Consider the following 17,434-nt stretch of genomic DNA (forward strand, 5'->3'; position numbering starts at 1 on the left):
ATTGTGAATGCCATTAAAGAAAACGGGTATGAAATCGGGAGCCATGGCTTCAAGCACGATAATTACAGCACACTCACCGATGAGGAAATACGCAAGCAGATTTCTTCGGCACATACTATTTTAACCGCAATGACCGGACAAGAACCCAAATTAATACGGATGCCTAACGGGGATTTTGACAAAAGAGTGCTCGGTATAGCCCAAAGTCTTAACTACACGGTGATCCAGTGGGATACCGACTCCAGGGATTGGAAGAATATCGGCGTCGACAAAATTGTGGACCGCGTCGTCTCCAAAGCGCATCCGGGAGACATCGTGCTAATGCACGCCAGTGACTCTGTGAAACAAACCCATGAAGCACTCCCTCTCATCATCAAGGAACTTCGTAATAAAGGGTATGAGTTCGTTACGGTAACCGATCTGCTTCAACAGGGCAGCACCCAAGGCACTGAGGTTCGTGATCACGCATCATTGCAAAAGAGCATCGAGGATGCCGGCGGACTATAGAGCCCTGTAATTGAATAATGCTTAACAAAAAAAGAGCTAAGGTGTTAGCTCTTTTTTTCGTCTTGTGTAACTTTATGAAGCGTCAGAATTTGGTATGCATTACAGATCAGCAATGGTACCACCATAAAGATTGTGGCATTGCTGACTCCAATTTGCAGTACACCGATAATCTCCACAATGGAAATCGCCATCATAAAGAAGAGGGTAGGAATCCATGCATTAGCATTTGTACTCTTCACTTTGAGATAAGCAACAACAACGGCAATCACCAAAATGGAAATACCCAAAATCAAATCTTGCTGCAAGCTAGTGGATCCGCCCACAAAGGTACGGAAGAACATCAGCTCCAGCAAGGCAAGAACGGCCAACACAATCTGAATGTATTGCCAAGTCTTCCTGCGGAATATGCCTATCCCCATATAATTCAAAGTCAGGTATGCAAAAAAGCCCATCTGGGAATATACGCTCACCAGTGCCCCAGAGCCCAACAAAATCAGCGGGTATATTAATAAATCGGCCATTCCCGTGAATTCGATCGCGCCATTAAACAACTGTAGGATCAGACCTACGATTAATGCCGCCACTGCCCCAACGAGCAGCGTTTTCAAAAACAATTTAGACCACTTTCGTAAGCTCAACTAACTTCCACCCCCACAGATCATTATTTTACCAACGTTCACAATAAAAAACCATTCTGAATCCGACATATTTCTGCAAATCCATCACATACTATGCGAAGAAACGTAAGAAAAACATCTGTCGGCGTACTTTCACATAAGACAAACCCGCATGCAGAGGATGTTTTTTTTACGATTATCGAATTTGTTCGGCTTCGCTGAAAACTTATAAATTCAATGATTTTGAAAAAAGGAGGACAACGGTAATGAAATGGCCGTTATTTCGTTTATGTATTATCGTCTTCGTTGCTGCCGTGATGCTTACCGCATGTGGTACAGAACAAAGCTCGTCCCCGCAGCTCGGATATAAAGAAATCAAATCCATGGTGGTCGACATTCTGAAAACCGACGAAGGTAAAAAAGCGGTAGAGGAAGCGATTAGCAGCGGATCCGGTTCCTCCGGTGGTGGCGGCTCGATGGGGATGCGGATGATGTCCGCCCAATCAGGGGATCAAATTCGGGTGGCTGTTAAGGATACACTGGTGTCGGAGGAGTATAAAAAAGAAATTGAAAAGATTATGACCGATCCGAAATTCGCTGGTGATTTTGCCAAAGCCATCAATTCCGAGAGCAAGCAGCTGCATATGCAGCTCATCAAGGACCCGACGTATCAAAAATCGATTCAGGATATGTTAAAGTCTCCCGATGTAATGAAATCGTTTCTTGAATTGACCAATACCCCGGACTATCGCAAACAGTCCATGACCGTGATGCAGGAAGCTATGCAGAATCCGCTTTTCCGCATGGAGGTAATGGAACTGCTCAAAACGGTTGTGAAAGACGAACTTCAGCCTAAAGTGGAGAAGAAAAAACAAGGCGAGGGAAAAGGACAAGAAGAGCAAGGCGGTGGTGGTGACGGTGGCGGCGGTGGCGACGGCGGTGGCGGTAATGAAGAAGGCAGTGGCAGCTAGGCCATTTTTCACAAACAAAACAAGCTCCCTACACAGGGAGCTTCTTTCATAATATATGGACCTCGTCTAAACGGATTCCCCAAGCTTGGCTGCAATTCTTGCAGCTATCTCATCGTAGATCCCTGCGCTCTCGGTACCTGCCTTATACACAGATGGGGAGAAATCCGGCTCTGAAGGGTGGTTATCCGGCGCTCCTAATGGAAGCTGCGCGAGGAGCTCGGTATGAAGCGTCTCGGCGAGCTTCCCTCCGCCTCCACGACCAAATACATAATCCTTCTCCCCGCCATGGGAGCAGACATAATAGGACATATTCTCCACGACGCCCAAGATTTCATGATCGGTCTGCAAGGCCATGGCACCCGCTCTGGCAGCAACAAAAGCCGCCGTAGCATGCGGGGTGGTTACAATGATCTCTTTACTCTGAGGAATCATCTGATGCACGTCAAGAGCTACATCGCCTGTTCCTGGCGGGAGGTCAAGCAGCATGTAGTCCAGATCCCCCCAAGCGACATCCGTGAAGAATTGACGCAGCATTTTGCCAAGCATCGGTCCGCGCCAAATCACCGGACTATTCTCGCGGATGAAGAAGCCCATGGACATTACCTTGACACCAAAACGCTCAACCGGATGGATGACGCCCTCTTCGCTTACGGATGGCCCCTCTTCAATGCCCATCATGTCCGGTACGCTGAAGCCGTAAATATCCGCGTCAATCAAACCGACCTTCTTGCCTTGGCGTGCCAAAGCTGCAGCTAGATTCACTGTAACAGTGGATTTACCGACGCCGCCTTTGCCGCTTGCAATCGCAATGAAATGAACGCCGGACTGCTCGCTAAGAAGCGTATTCTGCTCCATGCCGGCAGCATGCCCTTTTGTCAGCTTCTCGCGATCGTTAGCTTCCTCCTGGGCTGCTCCGCTAACGGCATTGTCTAGAGGACGCATGCGGATATGGATATCCTCCGCCCCCATAGCTTCAAGAATTTCTCTGATCTGCGCTTCCAGGGAAGCGCGTACATCTTCACTACTGTACGTCACGGATAATCGGACCGTGCGTTCCTTTACAACAATATCTCGAATACGCTGGAGCTCCATCAGGCTCTTCCCGGTTTCGGGATCGCGTAAAGGCTGGAGTATCTCTTGTACCGTTTCTCTAGTCAGCATATAAGCACCTCTGCTCTATGTAATGGAATAGACAATGTTTCGATATTTCCTGTCCATTATACCATTACTCTGCAGCTTGTGACGACTCGCTGGCGGACTCTCCGGAGGTATACCGCAAAATGCCATTATATACGGAAGCTGCGACCTTTCTTTGATACTTCTCATCACGCAGCAATTCGGATTCCTCGGGATGGGACAAGAAACCGACCTCTACCAGTGCAGATGGCATGCGTAGGGCTTGAAGCAAAAATACTTTGTCATCCGTTTTGGCCAGACGCTGCGTATTCTCCAGGTTATGTCTGATTTCAGCCTGAATCAATTCGGCGAGTTTTTTACTCTCCCCGTTATTCGGAGGAAAAAAGGTCTGCGCCCCTCTCCATCGATTAGATGGAATACTGTTCAGATGCATGCTGATAAACAGATCCGCTTTACTATCCTCGATCATCCGTACACGTTGTTTGAGGTCTTCCGTTTTCCGCTTGGAATACCCCTTTGTGCTTTCTGCAGCCAGGTCGTAATCTCCTTCTCTTGTCATAATGACGAGCGCACCTGCCTGCTGCAAATAATCACGCAAATACAAGGTGATGGCCAGGTTTACATCCTTCTCTATAACACCTTGTCGGCTTACCGCCCCGCCATCTGGCCCGCCATGTCCTGCATCAAGGGCAATGACTTTACCGGCAAGCGGTAAACTCCAGGTATTCGACGTTTTGGCAGAGGGGATTTCGTATGTCACAACGATAATGAGCAGTGCCAGAAGCACAGCTCCAATCAGGGTCTGCTTAATTCTCTTCAACGATATCCACAACGTAACCTTATCCGTTCTCCGCCTGGACATAACAAAACCACCTCGTCCCATGAGTTGTTCTACTCCATCATATGGGACAAGGTGGCTAATTATGCCTTGGTTATACCGTAATCTGCTCTTTCATCCCTTCGATCAGTACTTGCGCGACTTCCGGGCGCGTAAATTCCGGCGGCGGACACTGCCCTTCGCGAAGCAAGCCACGGACCTTCGTACCGGATAAAGTCAAATGATCTTCCTTAGGATGCGGGCATGTTTTGCTTGAGGCCATGTTTCCACAAGTGGTGCAGAAGAAGCTGTGCTCGAAGAACAGCGGGGTAATACCCAACTCTTCTGCAGTGAAATTTTTAAAAATTTCCTGTGCCTCATAGGTGCCGTAGTAGTCACCGACTCCTGCGTGATCCCGCCCCACGATAAAATGGGTGCATCCATAGTTTTTACGAACCATGGCATGGAATATGGCTTCCCTAGGACCCGCGTAACGCATGGCAGCCGGAAATACGCCCAGGAAGGTGCGATCGGCGGGATAGTAGTTCTCCAACAAGATCAGATAGCTCTTCATTCGCACATTGGCAGGAACGTCATCCGATTTGGTCTCTCCTACAAGCGGATTGAGGAACAGTGCATCTACGATTTCCATTGCACTCTTCTGAATATATTCATGTGCACGGTGAACCGGATTACGTGTCTGAAAGCCTACAACCGTATTCCAGCCCTTGGCTTTGAACTGTTCGCGAGTCTCTGCCGGATCAAAATAAAACTCGCCAAACCGTTCCGGTTGTGGACGATTCAGTACTTGGATCGGTCCGCCTACATAGGTCGAAGGACGTTCAAAGAGCTTCTTCACGCCTGGATGCTCCGGATCATCCGTCTTAAATACTTGAACAGCCTCGACTTGCTGATCCACCTGGTAGACGCTCTCTACATCGATAACGCCATAGACGACACCATCTTCTTCGCCTACAAGTGCCGCCTTCTCGCCGACGACAAGTTTAGCCGCTGTAAACTCATCAACAGCCAGTGTAACCGGTATGCTCCAGACCGTACCGTCCGATAAACGCATAGAGGAAACCACAGACTTGTAATCCTGCTCGTTCAAAAATCCTTGCAATGGCGAAAATGCCCCGACCCCGATCAAATCCAGGTCCGAGATGCTCCAAGCGTTTACAGGGATCTTATGAAGAGTGTCGACCTGTTTCAATAAATCTTCACGCTCTGCTCCTTGGGCTACCCGCTGTACCAGCGTGCCGCCATGAGGGAGTATGGCTGTCATGAATAATTCCTCCTTCTTATGCTGTAACTGTACGATCTTAAGTCAATCATGATTGGTTTATTTATGAAGTCCGCATTCCGTCTTCTCATGGCCTGACCAGCGTCCAGCACGTGGATCTTCTCCTGGCATCACCTGTCGTGTGCAATATTCGCAGCCAATACTCGGATAATTCTGATCATGCAGCGGGTTGTAGATGATATCGTTAGCTCGGATGTAGTTCCACACATCCTCGCTAGTCCAGCCTGCGATCGGATTGAACTTCACCAACCCGAACTTGGTATCGTACTCAATCTTCTTCGAATTAGCTCGGGTAGGCGCTTGATCTCTTCGTATCCCTGTAATCCAAGCCTCATATTGAGACAGAATCCGAGTCAATGGTTCTACCTTTCGGATGTTGCAGCACTCAGTGGGGTTGACGCTCCATAATGCTTCACCATGCTGAGCCGCTTGCTCTTCCGGCGTAATGAGCGGAGAGACCCGCACGAATTCCAGGCCGTAACGTTCGGCCATACGATCCCGCGTTTCGTATGTTTCTGTGAAATGAAAATCGGTATCCAGGTAAAAAATATCCGTCGACGGGCTAATCTTTTGAATCATATCCACCAATACCACATCTTCTGCTCCAAAGCTGCAAGCAAACGTTATATTGGGAAATGTCTTGATCGCAAATGCGATGACTTCCTCAGCTGATGCATGCTCAAGCTCTTCTGCTTGCACTCGGATCAATTCCTCTTTCTCCAGCAAATTCATGATTGGATGCCTCCCCCGATATTAATCCCGATAATCCTACTGAAATAATATGAATTAAATACAGTATAAAACATTCCTAATAAATGTCAACCATCAAATCGATACCATGAAAAACGAAAAAACCCTTCCTGCATAAGCAGAAAGGGTCTTCTGTCTCTTCGATTTCCAAACATTTTGACAAATACCAATCTTAGTCTGTTGTTGCCACCGATACCTCTTTAACTTTAGTAGCAGCTCCGGCACTTTTCCCTTCCGAATCCTCGGGTTTGGGAGCAGGTGTCTGATTCGACGTCCGCAGCGGAATCTCCTTCAAGAAGAATACGAGCAGCAATGCAACGACGAGCACTAACGTGCCTGTGAGAAACACCATCGATAATGTATTTCCAAGTGCATCGCGGATACTGTCGATCATTTGCACGAATAAAGGCTGTACATCAGCAGGAAGACTTGCCTGCGTCTGCTCGATCAGCGGTTTATTCATCAGTGTCTGTGGATTAGCGAAGGAGAGCATCTTCTGGGCTAGCTGCGGATCCACAGCGCTAAAATCCGGTGCATTAGCCGACTGAAGAGATTCCTTCAGGTTCTTCGTCAGGTTATTCGACATAACCGTACCCATAACCGCGATCCCGATTGTACCGCCAAGATTACGGAACAATTGGGATGAAGCCGTTGCTACACCAAGCTCATTGTGGGGTACCGCATTCTGCGTAGCCAGCGAAAATACAGGCATACCTAAACCAAGACCAATACCGAAAATAATGGTACTAACCACAGTGAGCCAGATGTTGTCCATGAACACCATAATTCCCATGCCGACCATCATAATTGGAACTCCAAGAAGTGCGTAACGTTTATACTTACCACTCTTAGCAATAAGCTGACCTGCTACGGCACTCGTACCCATCATGAAAATCGACATAGGTATAGTTACATATCCCGCATAGGTTGGTGAAATGCCAAGTACACCTTGAACGTAGAAGGAAATATAAATCATGGCGCCCATCAGACCGAAGTTCATAAAAAATCCAATCAGATTGGAAACTGTAACGACACTATTTTTGAACAAACTAAGCGGCAGTACCGGTTCCTTCGCTTTCATCTCAACAAGGATAAAGATGAGGGCTGATACGACCGAAGCCGCTATGAGGCCGATAATTTGCGGTGATCCCCAAGGATATTCCGTACCTGCCCAAGAGAAGGCGAGCAGTAAAGGAACGATAGACGTTGTAAGGAACAGGGAACCCAGATAGTCAATGGACTGACCAGGTTTGCGCTCGACCTTGGGAAATAACGTCCAGATCATGATAAAGGCTACTACACCCAGCGGCAGGAAGATCCAGAATAACCAACGCCATTCGATATTATCGACCAGGTAGCCGCCCAGCGTAGGACCAAGGACACTGGAGAAACCGAATACCGCTGTCATCAGCCCCATCCACTTGCCACGTTCCCGCGGTGGGAACAAGTCACCGACCGACATAAATGCGGTTGACTGAATAATACCGGCACCAATACCTTGAATACCACGATAAATAATGAATTGGTACACGTCTGTTGATGTACCCGTTAGGAAAGCCCCTAACATGAAAAATAATATACCTATCAAAATAAACGGCTTACGTCCGAACATGTCGGACAGCTTACCTACCAGTATGGTTGCGATCGTTGATGTTAACAAATAAATATTGATGGTCCATGTGTAATAATCCATGCCATCCAGAATGGCGATAATCCGCGGCATTGCGGTGCTCGTTATCGTCTGGTTAATGGCTGCGAAGAACATCGCAGCCATGATTGCTATCATAATTGAAACTTTACGTTTAAGCGTTAAATGCTCCATGCTATATGCTCCACCTCTACCCTTTGTTGTGATTGTCTTTATCTAGGTTTGACAGCATCAAGGAGAAGATTCTTCTCAAATGCCGAATGTCTTCCTCAGCGAGGATATTAAAAAAACCCTGAATCATTTCCTTCTGATCCTTCTTCACTTTCCTAATTACATCCAGACCCGGTTCCAAGAGTGTAATGTTGACAACTCTCCGGTCATCCTCAGCACGCTCTTTCTGTAAGTATCCTTCCGCAACCAATTTGTCTGTTAGACCAGTTATAGCCGGCGGTGTCAAAGACAAAGCTTCGGCAAGCTCCGATACCTTCAGAGGCCCCCTCAGCTTTAATACATACAGCACCTGAAATTGAGGAAAGCTTAAATTGTATTTCCCGGCACTCGACTTGTTCCACTCTTGAGAAATGTTCTTCAGCAGTGCCCGGAACATCGACGACACCTTGAAAATCTCTTCATTGCGATCCAACCATATCCCCCCTTCTCTGCTTCTGTGCTCCGAAAATTACTTATTTAATTAATGTTTAAATATTAATTATTTAAGTTGTTAATTAATTCGCAATTAATAATATATCTCTATTTACATATGAAGTCAAGTGGTTAACGATGTAAGTTCATCCATATGTTCATCCTTCTATCCGCAGGTTGTGCACATGGTGTGCACAACCTGTTCAATTGTGGCGACCGAATTCCACATGTGTTGTCAATGATGTGCATATCTTTGTGGACAAACTACGTTCGGATAGCATAAAAAAGCCCTTGACCATAATGGCCAAGGGCTTGGTAAATCGTAAATATTAACGTTTGGAGAACTGAGGAGCGCGACGAGCCGCTTTAAGACCGTATTTTTTACGTTCTTTCATACGTGGGTCACGAGTCAGGAATCCAGCTCTTTTCAGAGAAGGACGGAATTCTGGATCTGCTTTCAGAAGAGCACGGGAGATACCGTGACGGATTGCTCCAGCTTGACCGGAGATACCGCCACCGTGAGCGATGACAAGCACGTCATATTTGCCCAGTGTTTCTGTCAGATTCAAAGGTTGTTTAACGATCAGTTTGAGTGTTTCCAAACCGAAATATTCATTAATATCACGTTTATTGATGACAATGCGTCCTTCACCCGGTACGAGGCGTACACGTGCTACCGAGTGTTTACGACGACCTGTCCCATAGTATTGTACTTGTGCCATGAAACTGTCCTCCTTTTTAATTAACCGCGAAGTTCGTAAACTTCTGGTTTTTGTGCTTCATGTGGATGTGCTGTGCCTGCATATGCTTTCAGTCTCAGCTTCATTTTCTCGCCCATGCGAGTTTTAGGAAGCATGCCGTGAACCGCGCTTTCGATTACACGCTCTGGGAATTTCGCAATCAGGTCTTGAGCTGTAGTTACTTTCAATCCACCTGGATGCATGGAGTGACGATAGTATTTTTTGTTCTCCATCTTTTTGCCAGTGAGGTGGATTTTCTCGGAGTTGATAACAACCACGAAATCCCCTGTGTCAACATGTGGAGTGAATTGAGGCTTATGTTTGCCGCGGATCAGAGCCGCAACTTCACTTGCCAAACGGCCAAGCGTCTTGCCTTCGGCATCAACGATGTACCATTTGCGCTCAACTTCATTTGGCTTCGCCATATAGGTGGTACGCATGTATAGTTCCTCCTTGTATTCGTCCGAAAATCATCATTAATTTTCATTATTTATCTTCGTTCATGTTTAAAGCATTGTCATGTTATTGCAGTCTTGCATTCGGCATTTTCTTAACCGGGGCTGTGGGAGAGCCGTTAAGAAAACACAACTTATATAATACAGGATTACGCCCACATCCGCAAGTGTTTTTTGGTTTTCCACCTTACACCATGCGTGTTATTCAAACAAGCCGCCTATCACAGCCATAAGGAATTTCTTCTTTTTGTTGTGATAGCCCTTTCCGTGGTCTGATATCAACGGTCATTGAGATTAATCGTTTCCGGTGATATCATACTCCACTTCCCATAACATCAGGCCCTTGCCCATGGCTGTTGGACCGGCTGCTGCCCGGTTTTTGGCTTCCAGTATGACCAACATGTCATCCGGATGGCGCTTGCCTTCCCCTACCTCAATCAACGTCCCCATAATGATCCGAACCATATGCTGCAGAAACCCGTTCCCTGATACGTACGTATGAATGACTCCTTGATCTCTCGTACCCGGACGGCACATGGACGTGTCCTTCTCGATCCAAGCATCAAAAATAGTACGAACGTGGGACGGCTTCGTCGACTTCCGTGACGCAAACGTTGTATAGTCATGCGTTCCGATCAGATGAGAAAGTCCCTGCTCCATCGCTGCGATATCCAGTTTCCCATGATGGTGGATCTGGTACCGCCGGTTGAATAGATCCGGATATTGGTTTGCATTGATGGTAAAACGATAGGTTTTGCGTTTCGCTGCGTGGCGGGAATGGAATTCCATGGGTACCTCCATCGCATCCGAAACCACGATATCTTCCGGCAGCCAGGTGTTTAATGCCATACACCAACGCTCGACGGGAATTGGAGAAGCAGTGTAGAAATTGAATACTTGGGCACGAGCATGCACCCCAGCATCTGTCCGGCCAGAAGCCGTAATCTTGAGCTGTTCACCAGACAAACGGCGGATCGCTTCCTCCAAATAATCCTGAATCGTGTGGCCACCGGGCTGGGTCTGAAAGCCGTTATAATCGGTACCGTCGTAACTGACCTTCATCAGAAGATTACGCATTGCTGACCTCCTGAGTGCTTTCATCGAAAAACACTGCGCCAACGAAAGCCTGTACACATTATAAGAAAAACTTCTATCGACGTACTTTCACAGATGACAGACCGCATTTAGCGGAAGTTTTTCTTGCGATAACAGGAAGTCACAAGCTTCGAAGTTTATACTTTCTGATATCTTAAGAAAACCTCTATCGGGGATTTTACTGATAACTTATAATTCTATATCCATCAAAAAAGAGCCCCATAGGAGCTCCTTTTCATCATGTTAAGCCGAACCCTTCGAGTCAGCCACATGACTAGAAGGTCCCCGTTATTATTGCCCATGGAGTAGTCGAGACGAGTCGAACCAGATGATCGACTATATCTCGCACCACTTCCCGTTCATGGCTCTAAGAATAAACATCTACAGAGCCGGGCATACATAACTACAGTCACTTCAATGGAACAAAGCTAATTTACGCGCGATCTACCAGTTCCAAGTAAACCATTGGAGCTGCGTCACCACGACGAGGACCCAATTTCAGGATACGAGTGTATCCGCCTGGACGCTCGGAGTAACGAGGAGCGATTTCGGAGAACAATTTTTGGATTGCATCTTGTTCACCGTCTACTGTTTCACGACGCACGAATGCAGCTACTTGACGACGAGCGTGAAGATCACCTTTTTTTGCTTTTGTGATCAACTTCTCAGCGATCGAACGAACTTCTTTCGCCTTGGCTTCAGTCGTTTGAATGCGCTCATATAAGAAAAGGTCGGTTACCAGGTCACGGAACAACGCTTTACGCGCACTGGAATCGCGGCCCAACTTTTGGTATGCCATGTGTTTTTCCCTCCTTTGCTAAGCTAAGCCGAATCTATGCTATTCTTCCGTACGAAGTCCCAGGCCCAACTCTTCAAGCTTCTCTTGAACTTCCTCCAAGGATTTGCGTCCGAGGTTCCGAACTTTCATCATATCCTCTTCGGTTTTCGTGGTCAGCTCCTGTACCGTATTAATGCCGGCACGTTTCAAGCAGTTGTAGGAACGAACGGAAAGATCCAGCTCTTCGATCGTCATTTCAAGTACTTTTTCTTTCTTGTCTTCTTCTTTCTCAACCATGATCTCTGCATCCTTCGCTTCGTCGGTCAGACCTACGAAGAGGAACAGATGCTCAGTCAAGATTTTCGCGCCGAGACTAACAGCTTCTTCCGGGCGGATGCTGCCATCCGTCCAAATTTCAAGCGTCAGTTTATCGTAGTTGGTTACTTGACCAACACGCGTATTTTCCACGCCGTAGTTAACACGGCTAATCGGAGTATAGATCGAATCGACGGGAATGACGCCGATAGGCTGGTCATCGCGTTTGTTCCGATCCGCCTGGACATAGCCACGACCGCGACTGGCAAAAATACGCATATGAAGTCTTGCACCAGGGCCGAGCGTTGCAATATGAAGATCTGGATTCAGAATCTCCACATCACTATCCGCACGGATGTCACCAGCAGTAACAACCCCTTCACCCTCCGCATCAATCTCGAACACTTTCTCTTCATCGGAATGAATTTTCAGAGACAAAGCTTTCAGGTTCAGGATGACCTCGGTCACGTCTTCCATGACACCCGGAATCGTGGAAAATTCATGCAGTACGCCATCGATTTGAATCGATGTGACTGCTGCGCCCGGTAGTGAGGATAACAAGATGCGGCGAAGCGAGTTCCCCAGCGTCGTGCCATACCCTCTCTCCAGAGGCTCAACTACGAATTTCCCATAGGTTCCATCTTCATTGACATCAACGGTCTCAATTTTCGGCTTTTCGATTTCAATCACGCAAGTACCCCTCCTTCAAACGTCGCTCCTATATGAAACTGTCATCTTATCCAGTAATCCATGTAGTAGTATGCCTAAACAACCATTATTAGCAGATTGCAACGGATTTATACCACATTAACAGGATGACTTCATTATACGCGACGACGTTTTGGTGGGCGGCATCCGTTATGTGGAATTGGTGTAACGTCTTTGATCAGGTTTACTTCGAGACCTGCTGCTTGCAGAGAACGAATTGCTGCTTCACGACCAGCACCAGGACCTTTAACCATTACTTCCACCGCTTTCATACCGTGTTCCATAGCCGCTTTGGCAGCTGATTCAGCAGCCATTTGCGCAGCGAACGGGGTCGACTTACGGGAACCTTTAAATCCAAGGCCGCCGGAGCTTGCCCAAGAAATCGCGTTTCCGTGAGGATCCGTAATCGTTACGATTGTATTGTTGAATGTGGAGCGGATATGAGCCACGCCACTTTCAATATTTTTGCGGTCACGACGTTTAGTACGTACGACTTTTTTTGGTTTAGCCATTGTCTATTATCCCCCTTTCTTATTTCTTCTTGTTCGCTACGGTACGACGAGGACCTTTACGTGTACGAGCATTCGTTTTAGTACGTTGACCACGAACAGGCAATCCACGACGGTGACGAATACCGCGGTAGCAGCCGATCTCCGTGAGACGTTTAATATTTAAGGAAATTTCACGACGCAGGTCACCTTCTACCTTAACCATACCGTCGATCGTTTCGCGCAATTTACTGACTTCATCTTCTGTCAAATCACGGACACGAGTGTCTGCATTGATTCCAGTTTCTTTCAATACTTTCTGGGAAGTCGTTTTACCGATTCCGAAAATGTAAGTCAAGGCGATCTCAACGCGTTTGTCACGTGGTAAATCCACACCAGCTATACGAGCCATTTTACGCTACACCCCCTTCTTTAACCTTGTTTTTGTTTGTGTTTCGGATTTTCACAGATAACCATTACGTTCCCTTTGCGGCGAATGACTTTGCATTTTTCGCAAATAGGCTTTACAGAAGGTCTTACCTTCATGCTAATTACCTCCTCCAAGTTTTACGTTGTAAAACCAGCTTCGAAACTAAAGTAGTTTGTTACCGCTGCTGAGTTTTACGTCAGTAAAACCGCTTCGCAGCTTTCCTTGATTCCCCAGGGGAACCTTAAATCTATTTACGGTACGTGATACGACCTTTGGTCAAATCATACGGCGAGAGTTGTACAACCACTTTGTCTCCTGTAAGGATACGGATAAAGTGCATCCGCAACTTTCCGGAAACATGAGCGAGAATCTGATGACCATTCTCCAGCTCGACTTTAAAGGTAGCATTCGGCAACGGCTCAATGACCGTTCCTTCGACTTCAATGACATCTTCTTTAGCCACAGTTAGTCTCCTTTCTGATCTGCTTTGGATTTATCGGATACAAACCGGTCCAGTGCGAAACGCAGTTTACCGTTTGTAACCCGACCGCTTTCTTGCAAACTGTTTACCACTTCACTGCTAATGTAGGATTGAGGTTCAAGATGAAGAACGTTCTTCTTCTTGGCCCCGTCAAACTTGCGTTTGTCCCCATCCGCGATCCACACGAACCTGCTGTCCTCAATCGAAACGATAACGGCATACTGTCCGGCATCTCTGCCTTTCAGTATCTTAACAATCTGACCGGGTTGAAGCGTGAGTTCATTATTCAATTTCATCACCCTATTCCGGCAGCTTCGTCAAAATTTCCATGCCATCCGGCGTGACTGCTACCGTATGCTCGAAGTGAGCACATAGTGAGCCGTCTACCGTTACAACCGTCCAGTTGTCTTCCAGCGTCTTGACATTTCGCTTACCCGCGTTGACCATCGGCTCGATCGCGAGCACCATGCCCGGTTTGAGTCTTGGTCCACGGTCAGGGATGCCATAGTTCGGAATTTGCGGATCCTCATGCAGTTCGGTACCCACACCATGACCAACGTACTCCCGGACGACAGAGAAACCTGCATCCTCGATATGACGCTGTATGGCATGAGAGATTGTAAACAAGCGGACATCGGGTTTGATTAGCGCAAGTCCAGCATAGAGCGATCCTTCCGTTACGTCCAGCAGACGCTGGGCCTCTTCGGAAATCTCTCCTACCGCGTAGGTCCATGCCGAGTCACCATGGTAACCCTGGTACTGTGCACCGATATCAAACGTAACGATATCACCCTCGATTAATTTGCGTTTGCCTGGAAATCCATGCACCAATTCTTCGTTGACTGATGCGCAAATGCTGGAAGGAAATCCGTTGTAGCCTTTAAAAGATGGCACAGCGCCTTGGCTTCGAATGAACTTGTCGGCCATAAGGTCAAGTTCCCCGGTCGTAATGCCCGGTTCTACATGAGCGGCAAGGAGTTTGTGGCATTCTGCCACGATCCTTCCTGCTTCTCTCATCAAGCTCAGTTCCGTTTCGGATTTACAAATGATCATTATACTTAACCTCTCAGTATAGACGCAATTTGTGATGAAACCGCGTCGATTTCCTGATCACCATCGATTTGACGCAAAAGACCTTTGTTCTCATAAAACGTGAGGAGTGGTGCTGTTTTGTTGATATATTCGTCTAAACGAATGCCGACGCTCTCTTCGTTATCATCGGAGCGCTGGTACAATTCGCCGCCGCATTTATCACAAATGCCTTCCTGTTTAGGAGGATTAAAGATCACATGATAAGTCGAACCACAGTTTTTGCAAATCCGGCGGCCAGTAAGGCGAGCCAGAAGCTTTTCCCGATCAACTTTCAGGTTGATGACGTGATCGAGACCAGTATTCAAGCGGGCGAGAATGTCATCCAGCGCTTCCGCTTGCGAAAGGGTTCTTGGAAAACCGTCCAATAAAAAACCTTTTTCGCAATCGGACTGCTGTAGACGCTCTTCCACAATACCAATCGTTACGTCATCCGGTACCAGCAGACCTTGATCCATGAATTCCTTCGCTTTAATCCCGATGGGAGTTCCTTGTTTGATCGCGAGACGAAATGCATCGCCCGTTGAAATGTGAGGAATACCGAATTCATTCACGATGTTTTCTGCTTGCGTCCCTTTTCCTGCCCCAGGAGGACCCATGAATAAGATGTTCACCTTACGTCACTCCCTCCCCTTGATTGACTAGCAAGAACAACACAATAGGCGCCGGGAAGCGATACAGACCACTCGCCGGAACCTATCGCCTATTTATTGATAAAACCTTTGTAGTGACGTTTGATCAGTTGGCTTTCGATCTGCTTCATCGTATCCAGTGCAACACCGACGACGATCAAGAGTGAAGTACCACCGATCTGAACCGTACGCGGAAGACCTGCAAGTGATCCAAAGAACACCGGAAGTACGGAGATCACGGCCAGGAACAACGCTCCTGTCATGGTCAGACGGGTCATAACCCGAGTCAGATACTTCTCGGTAGCTTTACCAGGACGAATGCCCGGAACATAGCCGCCGTTCTTCTTCATATTATCAGCCATTTGGTTCGGATTCATCTGCACGAAGGTGTAGAAGAACGTGAAACCAATGATCATGAGCACATACAGTACCATTCCAAGCGGGCTGTCATAAGCCAGGTTCGCCGTAATCCACTTCGCCCAATTCATGTGTGCCCAGAAGCTGGCTAGGATAACCGGGAATTGCAGCAATGACATCGCAAAGATTACCGGGATAACGCCTGCACCGTTAATCTTGAGTGGAATGTGTGTGTTCTGTCCGCCGTACATTTTGTTTCCTACAACACGCTTCGCGTATTGAACCGGAATTTTACGGATACCTTGCTGAATGAATACAACACCGGTAATGATCAAAATCAAAATCAGAAGGATGATAACACCCTTCAGAATGTTCATAAACAATTGACCATCCTGAATGAAATTCGATTCAATCGTTGTCCGAATGTGCATTGGAATACCAGCAGCGATACCACCAAAGATTATGATCGAAATACCGTTACCGATTCCGCGTTCCGTAATCTGTTCGCCGAGCCACATCAAGAATGATGTACCTGCGGTAAGCACTATTGCGATCACGACAAAGTCGATAGTGGTTGCTCCAGGCACCATATCCATGCCATACAGGCGGTTAAACCCGACAGACATACCGAACGCCTGAATCAATCCCAATATTACCGTACCATAACGAGTAATTTGAGCCAACTGCTTCTTCCCGTGTTCCCCTTGTTTGTTCCATTCCGCAAACTTTGGAATGACGTCCATCGACAACAACTGCACGATAATGGACGAAGTAATATATGGAAATATCGAAAGGGCGAAGATCGAAAACTGCGATAGTGCGCCCCCCGAGAACGTGTTAAGAAGACCGAACAACTCATTGCCTGCCTGATTCGTCTGGGTAAAAACATCTTTGTTAACGCCGGGAACTGGAACAAATGATCCAATACGGAAGATGATCAGAACGAATAAGGTGAACAAAATACGCTTGCGAAGGTCATCCACACGCCATATATTTTTCAGGGTCTTAAACATTAGATCACCTCGGTTTTACCGCCGGCAGCCTCGATCTTCTCTACCGCAGATTGAGAAAACTTATTAGCTTTTACAGTCAAAGAAACGGTAACTTCACCGTTGCCAAGAATTTTGATTCCGCTCTTTGTATTGTTAACAATACCGCTCTCAACCAAAACTTCTGGAGTCACTTCAGTACCTGCTGCAAAGCTGTTAAGTTCTTCGATGTTCACAATCGCGTACTCTTTCCGAGTTGGGTTTACGAAACCGCGCTTCGGAAGACGACGGTACAATGGGTTCTGTCCACCTTCGAAACCTGGACGTACACCACCGCCGGAACGAGAGTTTTGTCCTTTGTGACCGCGACCCGATGTTTTACCCGTACCACTACTAGTACCGCGTCCAACGCGCTTGCGCTCTTTGCGGGATCCAGGTGCTGGGCTCAGCTCATGTAACTTCATCGTTCGTTGCACCTCCTTAAT

Annotated in this window: 23 protein-coding genes (1 of these 23 running past the window's edge); 2 read left to right on the plus strand and 21 right to left on the minus strand. The window is 47.2% G+C overall.

Going from position 1 to position 17,434, the window contains the following annotated elements:
- On the plus strand, positions 1-507 hold the 3' portion of the coding sequence (gene pdaB, locus NYE54_RS30410) for a polysaccharide deacetylase family sporulation protein PdaB (protein ID WP_076326205.1). It extends 297 nt beyond the left edge of the window; only the last 507 of its 804 coding nucleotides appear in the window; its start codon lies off the left edge, out of view; its stop codon occupies positions 505-507.
- A 44-nt stretch (positions 508-551) separates the two neighbouring features.
- On the opposite strand, the gene NYE54_RS30415 is transcribed toward pdaB, so the two are convergent.
- Positions 552-1,145, minus strand: coding sequence for a KinB-signaling pathway activation protein (locus NYE54_RS30415; RefSeq protein WP_076326206.1), 594 nt, complete (start codon positions 1,143-1,145; stop codon positions 552-554).
- A 245-nt stretch (positions 1,146-1,390) separates the two neighbouring features.
- On the opposite strand from NYE54_RS30415, the gene gerD reads away from it, so the two are divergent.
- The gene (gene gerD, locus NYE54_RS30420; RefSeq protein WP_339268295.1) at positions 1,391-2,095 is read left to right on the plus strand and encodes a spore germination lipoprotein GerD; all 705 of its coding nucleotides are present in this window, start codon (positions 1,391-1,393) and stop codon (positions 2,093-2,095) included.
- A 66-nt stretch (positions 2,096-2,161) separates the two neighbouring features.
- On the opposite strand, the gene NYE54_RS30425 is transcribed toward gerD, so the two are convergent.
- The 20 genes from NYE54_RS30425 to rplO all read right to left on the minus strand — a co-directional run bounded on the left by NYE54_RS30425 (position 2,162) and on the right by rplO (position 17,413).
- Complete coding sequence (locus NYE54_RS30425) at positions 2,162-3,256, minus strand: Mrp/NBP35 family ATP-binding protein (RefSeq protein ID WP_339268297.1); 1,095 nt, start codon at positions 3,254-3,256, stop codon at positions 2,162-2,164.
- 64 nt (positions 3,257-3,320) lie between these two features.
- A complete protein-coding gene (gene cwlD / locus NYE54_RS30430; RefSeq protein ID WP_339268299.1) occupies positions 3,321-4,094 on the minus strand; it encodes an N-acetylmuramoyl-L-alanine amidase CwlD in 774 nt (257 codons plus the stop codon).
- Between the two features lie 70 nt (positions 4,095-4,164).
- On the minus strand, positions 4,165-5,334 hold the full coding sequence (sat, locus tag NYE54_RS30435; RefSeq protein WP_339268301.1) for a sulfate adenylyltransferase: 1,170 nt from the start codon (positions 5,332-5,334) through the stop codon (positions 4,165-4,167).
- A 57-nt stretch (positions 5,335-5,391) separates the two neighbouring features.
- Entirely contained in the window at positions 5,392-6,084 is a 693-nt protein-coding gene (locus tag NYE54_RS30440) for a phosphoadenylyl-sulfate reductase (protein WP_339268303.1), read from the minus strand.
- A gap of 190 nt (positions 6,085-6,274) precedes the next feature.
- Entirely contained in the window at positions 6,275-7,924 is a 1,650-nt protein-coding gene (locus tag NYE54_RS30445) for an MDR family MFS transporter (RefSeq protein WP_339268305.1), read from the minus strand.
- 16 nt (positions 7,925-7,940) lie between these two features.
- Entirely contained in the window at positions 7,941-8,393 is a 453-nt protein-coding gene (locus tag NYE54_RS30450; protein WP_076326213.1) for a MarR family transcriptional regulator, read from the minus strand.
- A 328-nt stretch (positions 8,394-8,721) separates the two neighbouring features.
- Positions 8,722-9,114 (minus strand): 30S ribosomal protein S9, encoded by a 393-nt coding sequence (gene rpsI, locus NYE54_RS30455; protein WP_006212891.1) that lies wholly within the window; start codon positions 9,112-9,114, stop codon positions 8,722-8,724.
- 20 nt (positions 9,115-9,134) lie between these two features.
- Positions 9,135-9,572: a 50S ribosomal protein L13 gene (gene rplM, locus NYE54_RS30460; protein ID WP_076326214.1), complete on the minus strand. Its 438-nt coding sequence runs from the start codon at positions 9,570-9,572 to the stop codon at positions 9,135-9,137.
- Positions 9,573-9,881: 309 nt separating this feature from the next.
- Entirely contained in the window at positions 9,882-10,664 is a 783-nt protein-coding gene (gene truA, locus NYE54_RS30465) for a tRNA pseudouridine(38-40) synthase TruA (protein WP_339268307.1), read from the minus strand.
- A gap of 451 nt (positions 10,665-11,115) precedes the next feature.
- On the minus strand, positions 11,116-11,481 hold the full coding sequence (rplQ, locus tag NYE54_RS30470) for a 50S ribosomal protein L17 (RefSeq protein ID WP_071221011.1): 366 nt from the start codon (positions 11,479-11,481) through the stop codon (positions 11,116-11,118).
- A gap of 39 nt (positions 11,482-11,520) precedes the next feature.
- Positions 11,521-12,465 (minus strand): DNA-directed RNA polymerase subunit alpha, encoded by a 945-nt coding sequence (locus NYE54_RS30475; RefSeq protein ID WP_071221012.1) that lies wholly within the window; start codon positions 12,463-12,465, stop codon positions 11,521-11,523.
- A gap of 134 nt (positions 12,466-12,599) precedes the next feature.
- Entirely contained in the window at positions 12,600-12,995 is a 396-nt protein-coding gene (gene rpsK / locus NYE54_RS30480; protein WP_006212896.1) for a 30S ribosomal protein S11, read from the minus strand.
- 19 nt (positions 12,996-13,014) lie between these two features.
- Positions 13,015-13,383 (minus strand): 30S ribosomal protein S13, encoded by a 369-nt coding sequence (rpsM, locus tag NYE54_RS30485; protein WP_006212897.1) that lies wholly within the window; start codon positions 13,381-13,383, stop codon positions 13,015-13,017.
- Between the two features lie 20 nt (positions 13,384-13,403).
- Positions 13,404-13,517 carry a 50S ribosomal protein L36 gene (gene rpmJ, locus NYE54_RS30490; RefSeq protein ID WP_003333770.1) on the minus strand — a complete coding sequence of 38 codons (114 nt, stop codon included), beginning with the start codon at positions 13,515-13,517 and terminating at the stop codon, positions 13,404-13,406.
- Positions 13,518-13,648: 131 nt separating this feature from the next.
- Entirely contained in the window at positions 13,649-13,864 is a 216-nt protein-coding gene (infA, locus tag NYE54_RS30495; protein ID WP_006212898.1) for a translation initiation factor IF-1, read from the minus strand.
- A 2-nt stretch (positions 13,865-13,866) separates the two neighbouring features.
- Positions 13,867-14,178, minus strand: a complete 312-nt coding sequence (locus NYE54_RS30500; protein WP_339268310.1) for a KOW domain-containing RNA-binding protein — start codon at positions 14,176-14,178, stop codon at positions 13,867-13,869.
- 4 nt (positions 14,179-14,182) lie between these two features.
- Positions 14,183-14,935: a type I methionyl aminopeptidase gene (gene map, locus NYE54_RS30505; protein WP_076326216.1), complete on the minus strand. Its 753-nt coding sequence runs from the start codon at positions 14,933-14,935 to the stop codon at positions 14,183-14,185.
- 5 nt (positions 14,936-14,940) lie between these two features.
- Positions 14,941-15,585 carry an adenylate kinase gene (locus NYE54_RS30510; RefSeq protein ID WP_009589204.1) on the minus strand — a complete coding sequence of 215 codons (645 nt, stop codon included), beginning with the start codon at positions 15,583-15,585 and terminating at the stop codon, positions 14,941-14,943.
- An 89-nt stretch (positions 15,586-15,674) separates the two neighbouring features.
- Positions 15,675-16,973: a preprotein translocase subunit SecY gene (secY, locus tag NYE54_RS30515; RefSeq protein WP_339268312.1), complete on the minus strand. Its 1,299-nt coding sequence runs from the start codon at positions 16,971-16,973 to the stop codon at positions 15,675-15,677.
- Positions 16,973-17,413: a 50S ribosomal protein L15 gene (rplO, locus tag NYE54_RS30520; protein WP_006212903.1), complete on the minus strand. Its 441-nt coding sequence runs from the start codon at positions 17,411-17,413 to the stop codon at positions 16,973-16,975. The genes secY and rplO overlap by 1 nt, the downstream gene beginning before the upstream one ends.
- Positions 17,414-17,434 lie beyond the last annotated feature (21 nt).

The sequence above is a fragment of the Paenibacillus sp. FSL K6-1330 genome, from assembly GCF_037976825.1.
In the GTDB taxonomy this organism is placed as follows: domain Bacteria; phylum Bacillota; class Bacilli; order Paenibacillales; family Paenibacillaceae; genus Paenibacillus_AQ.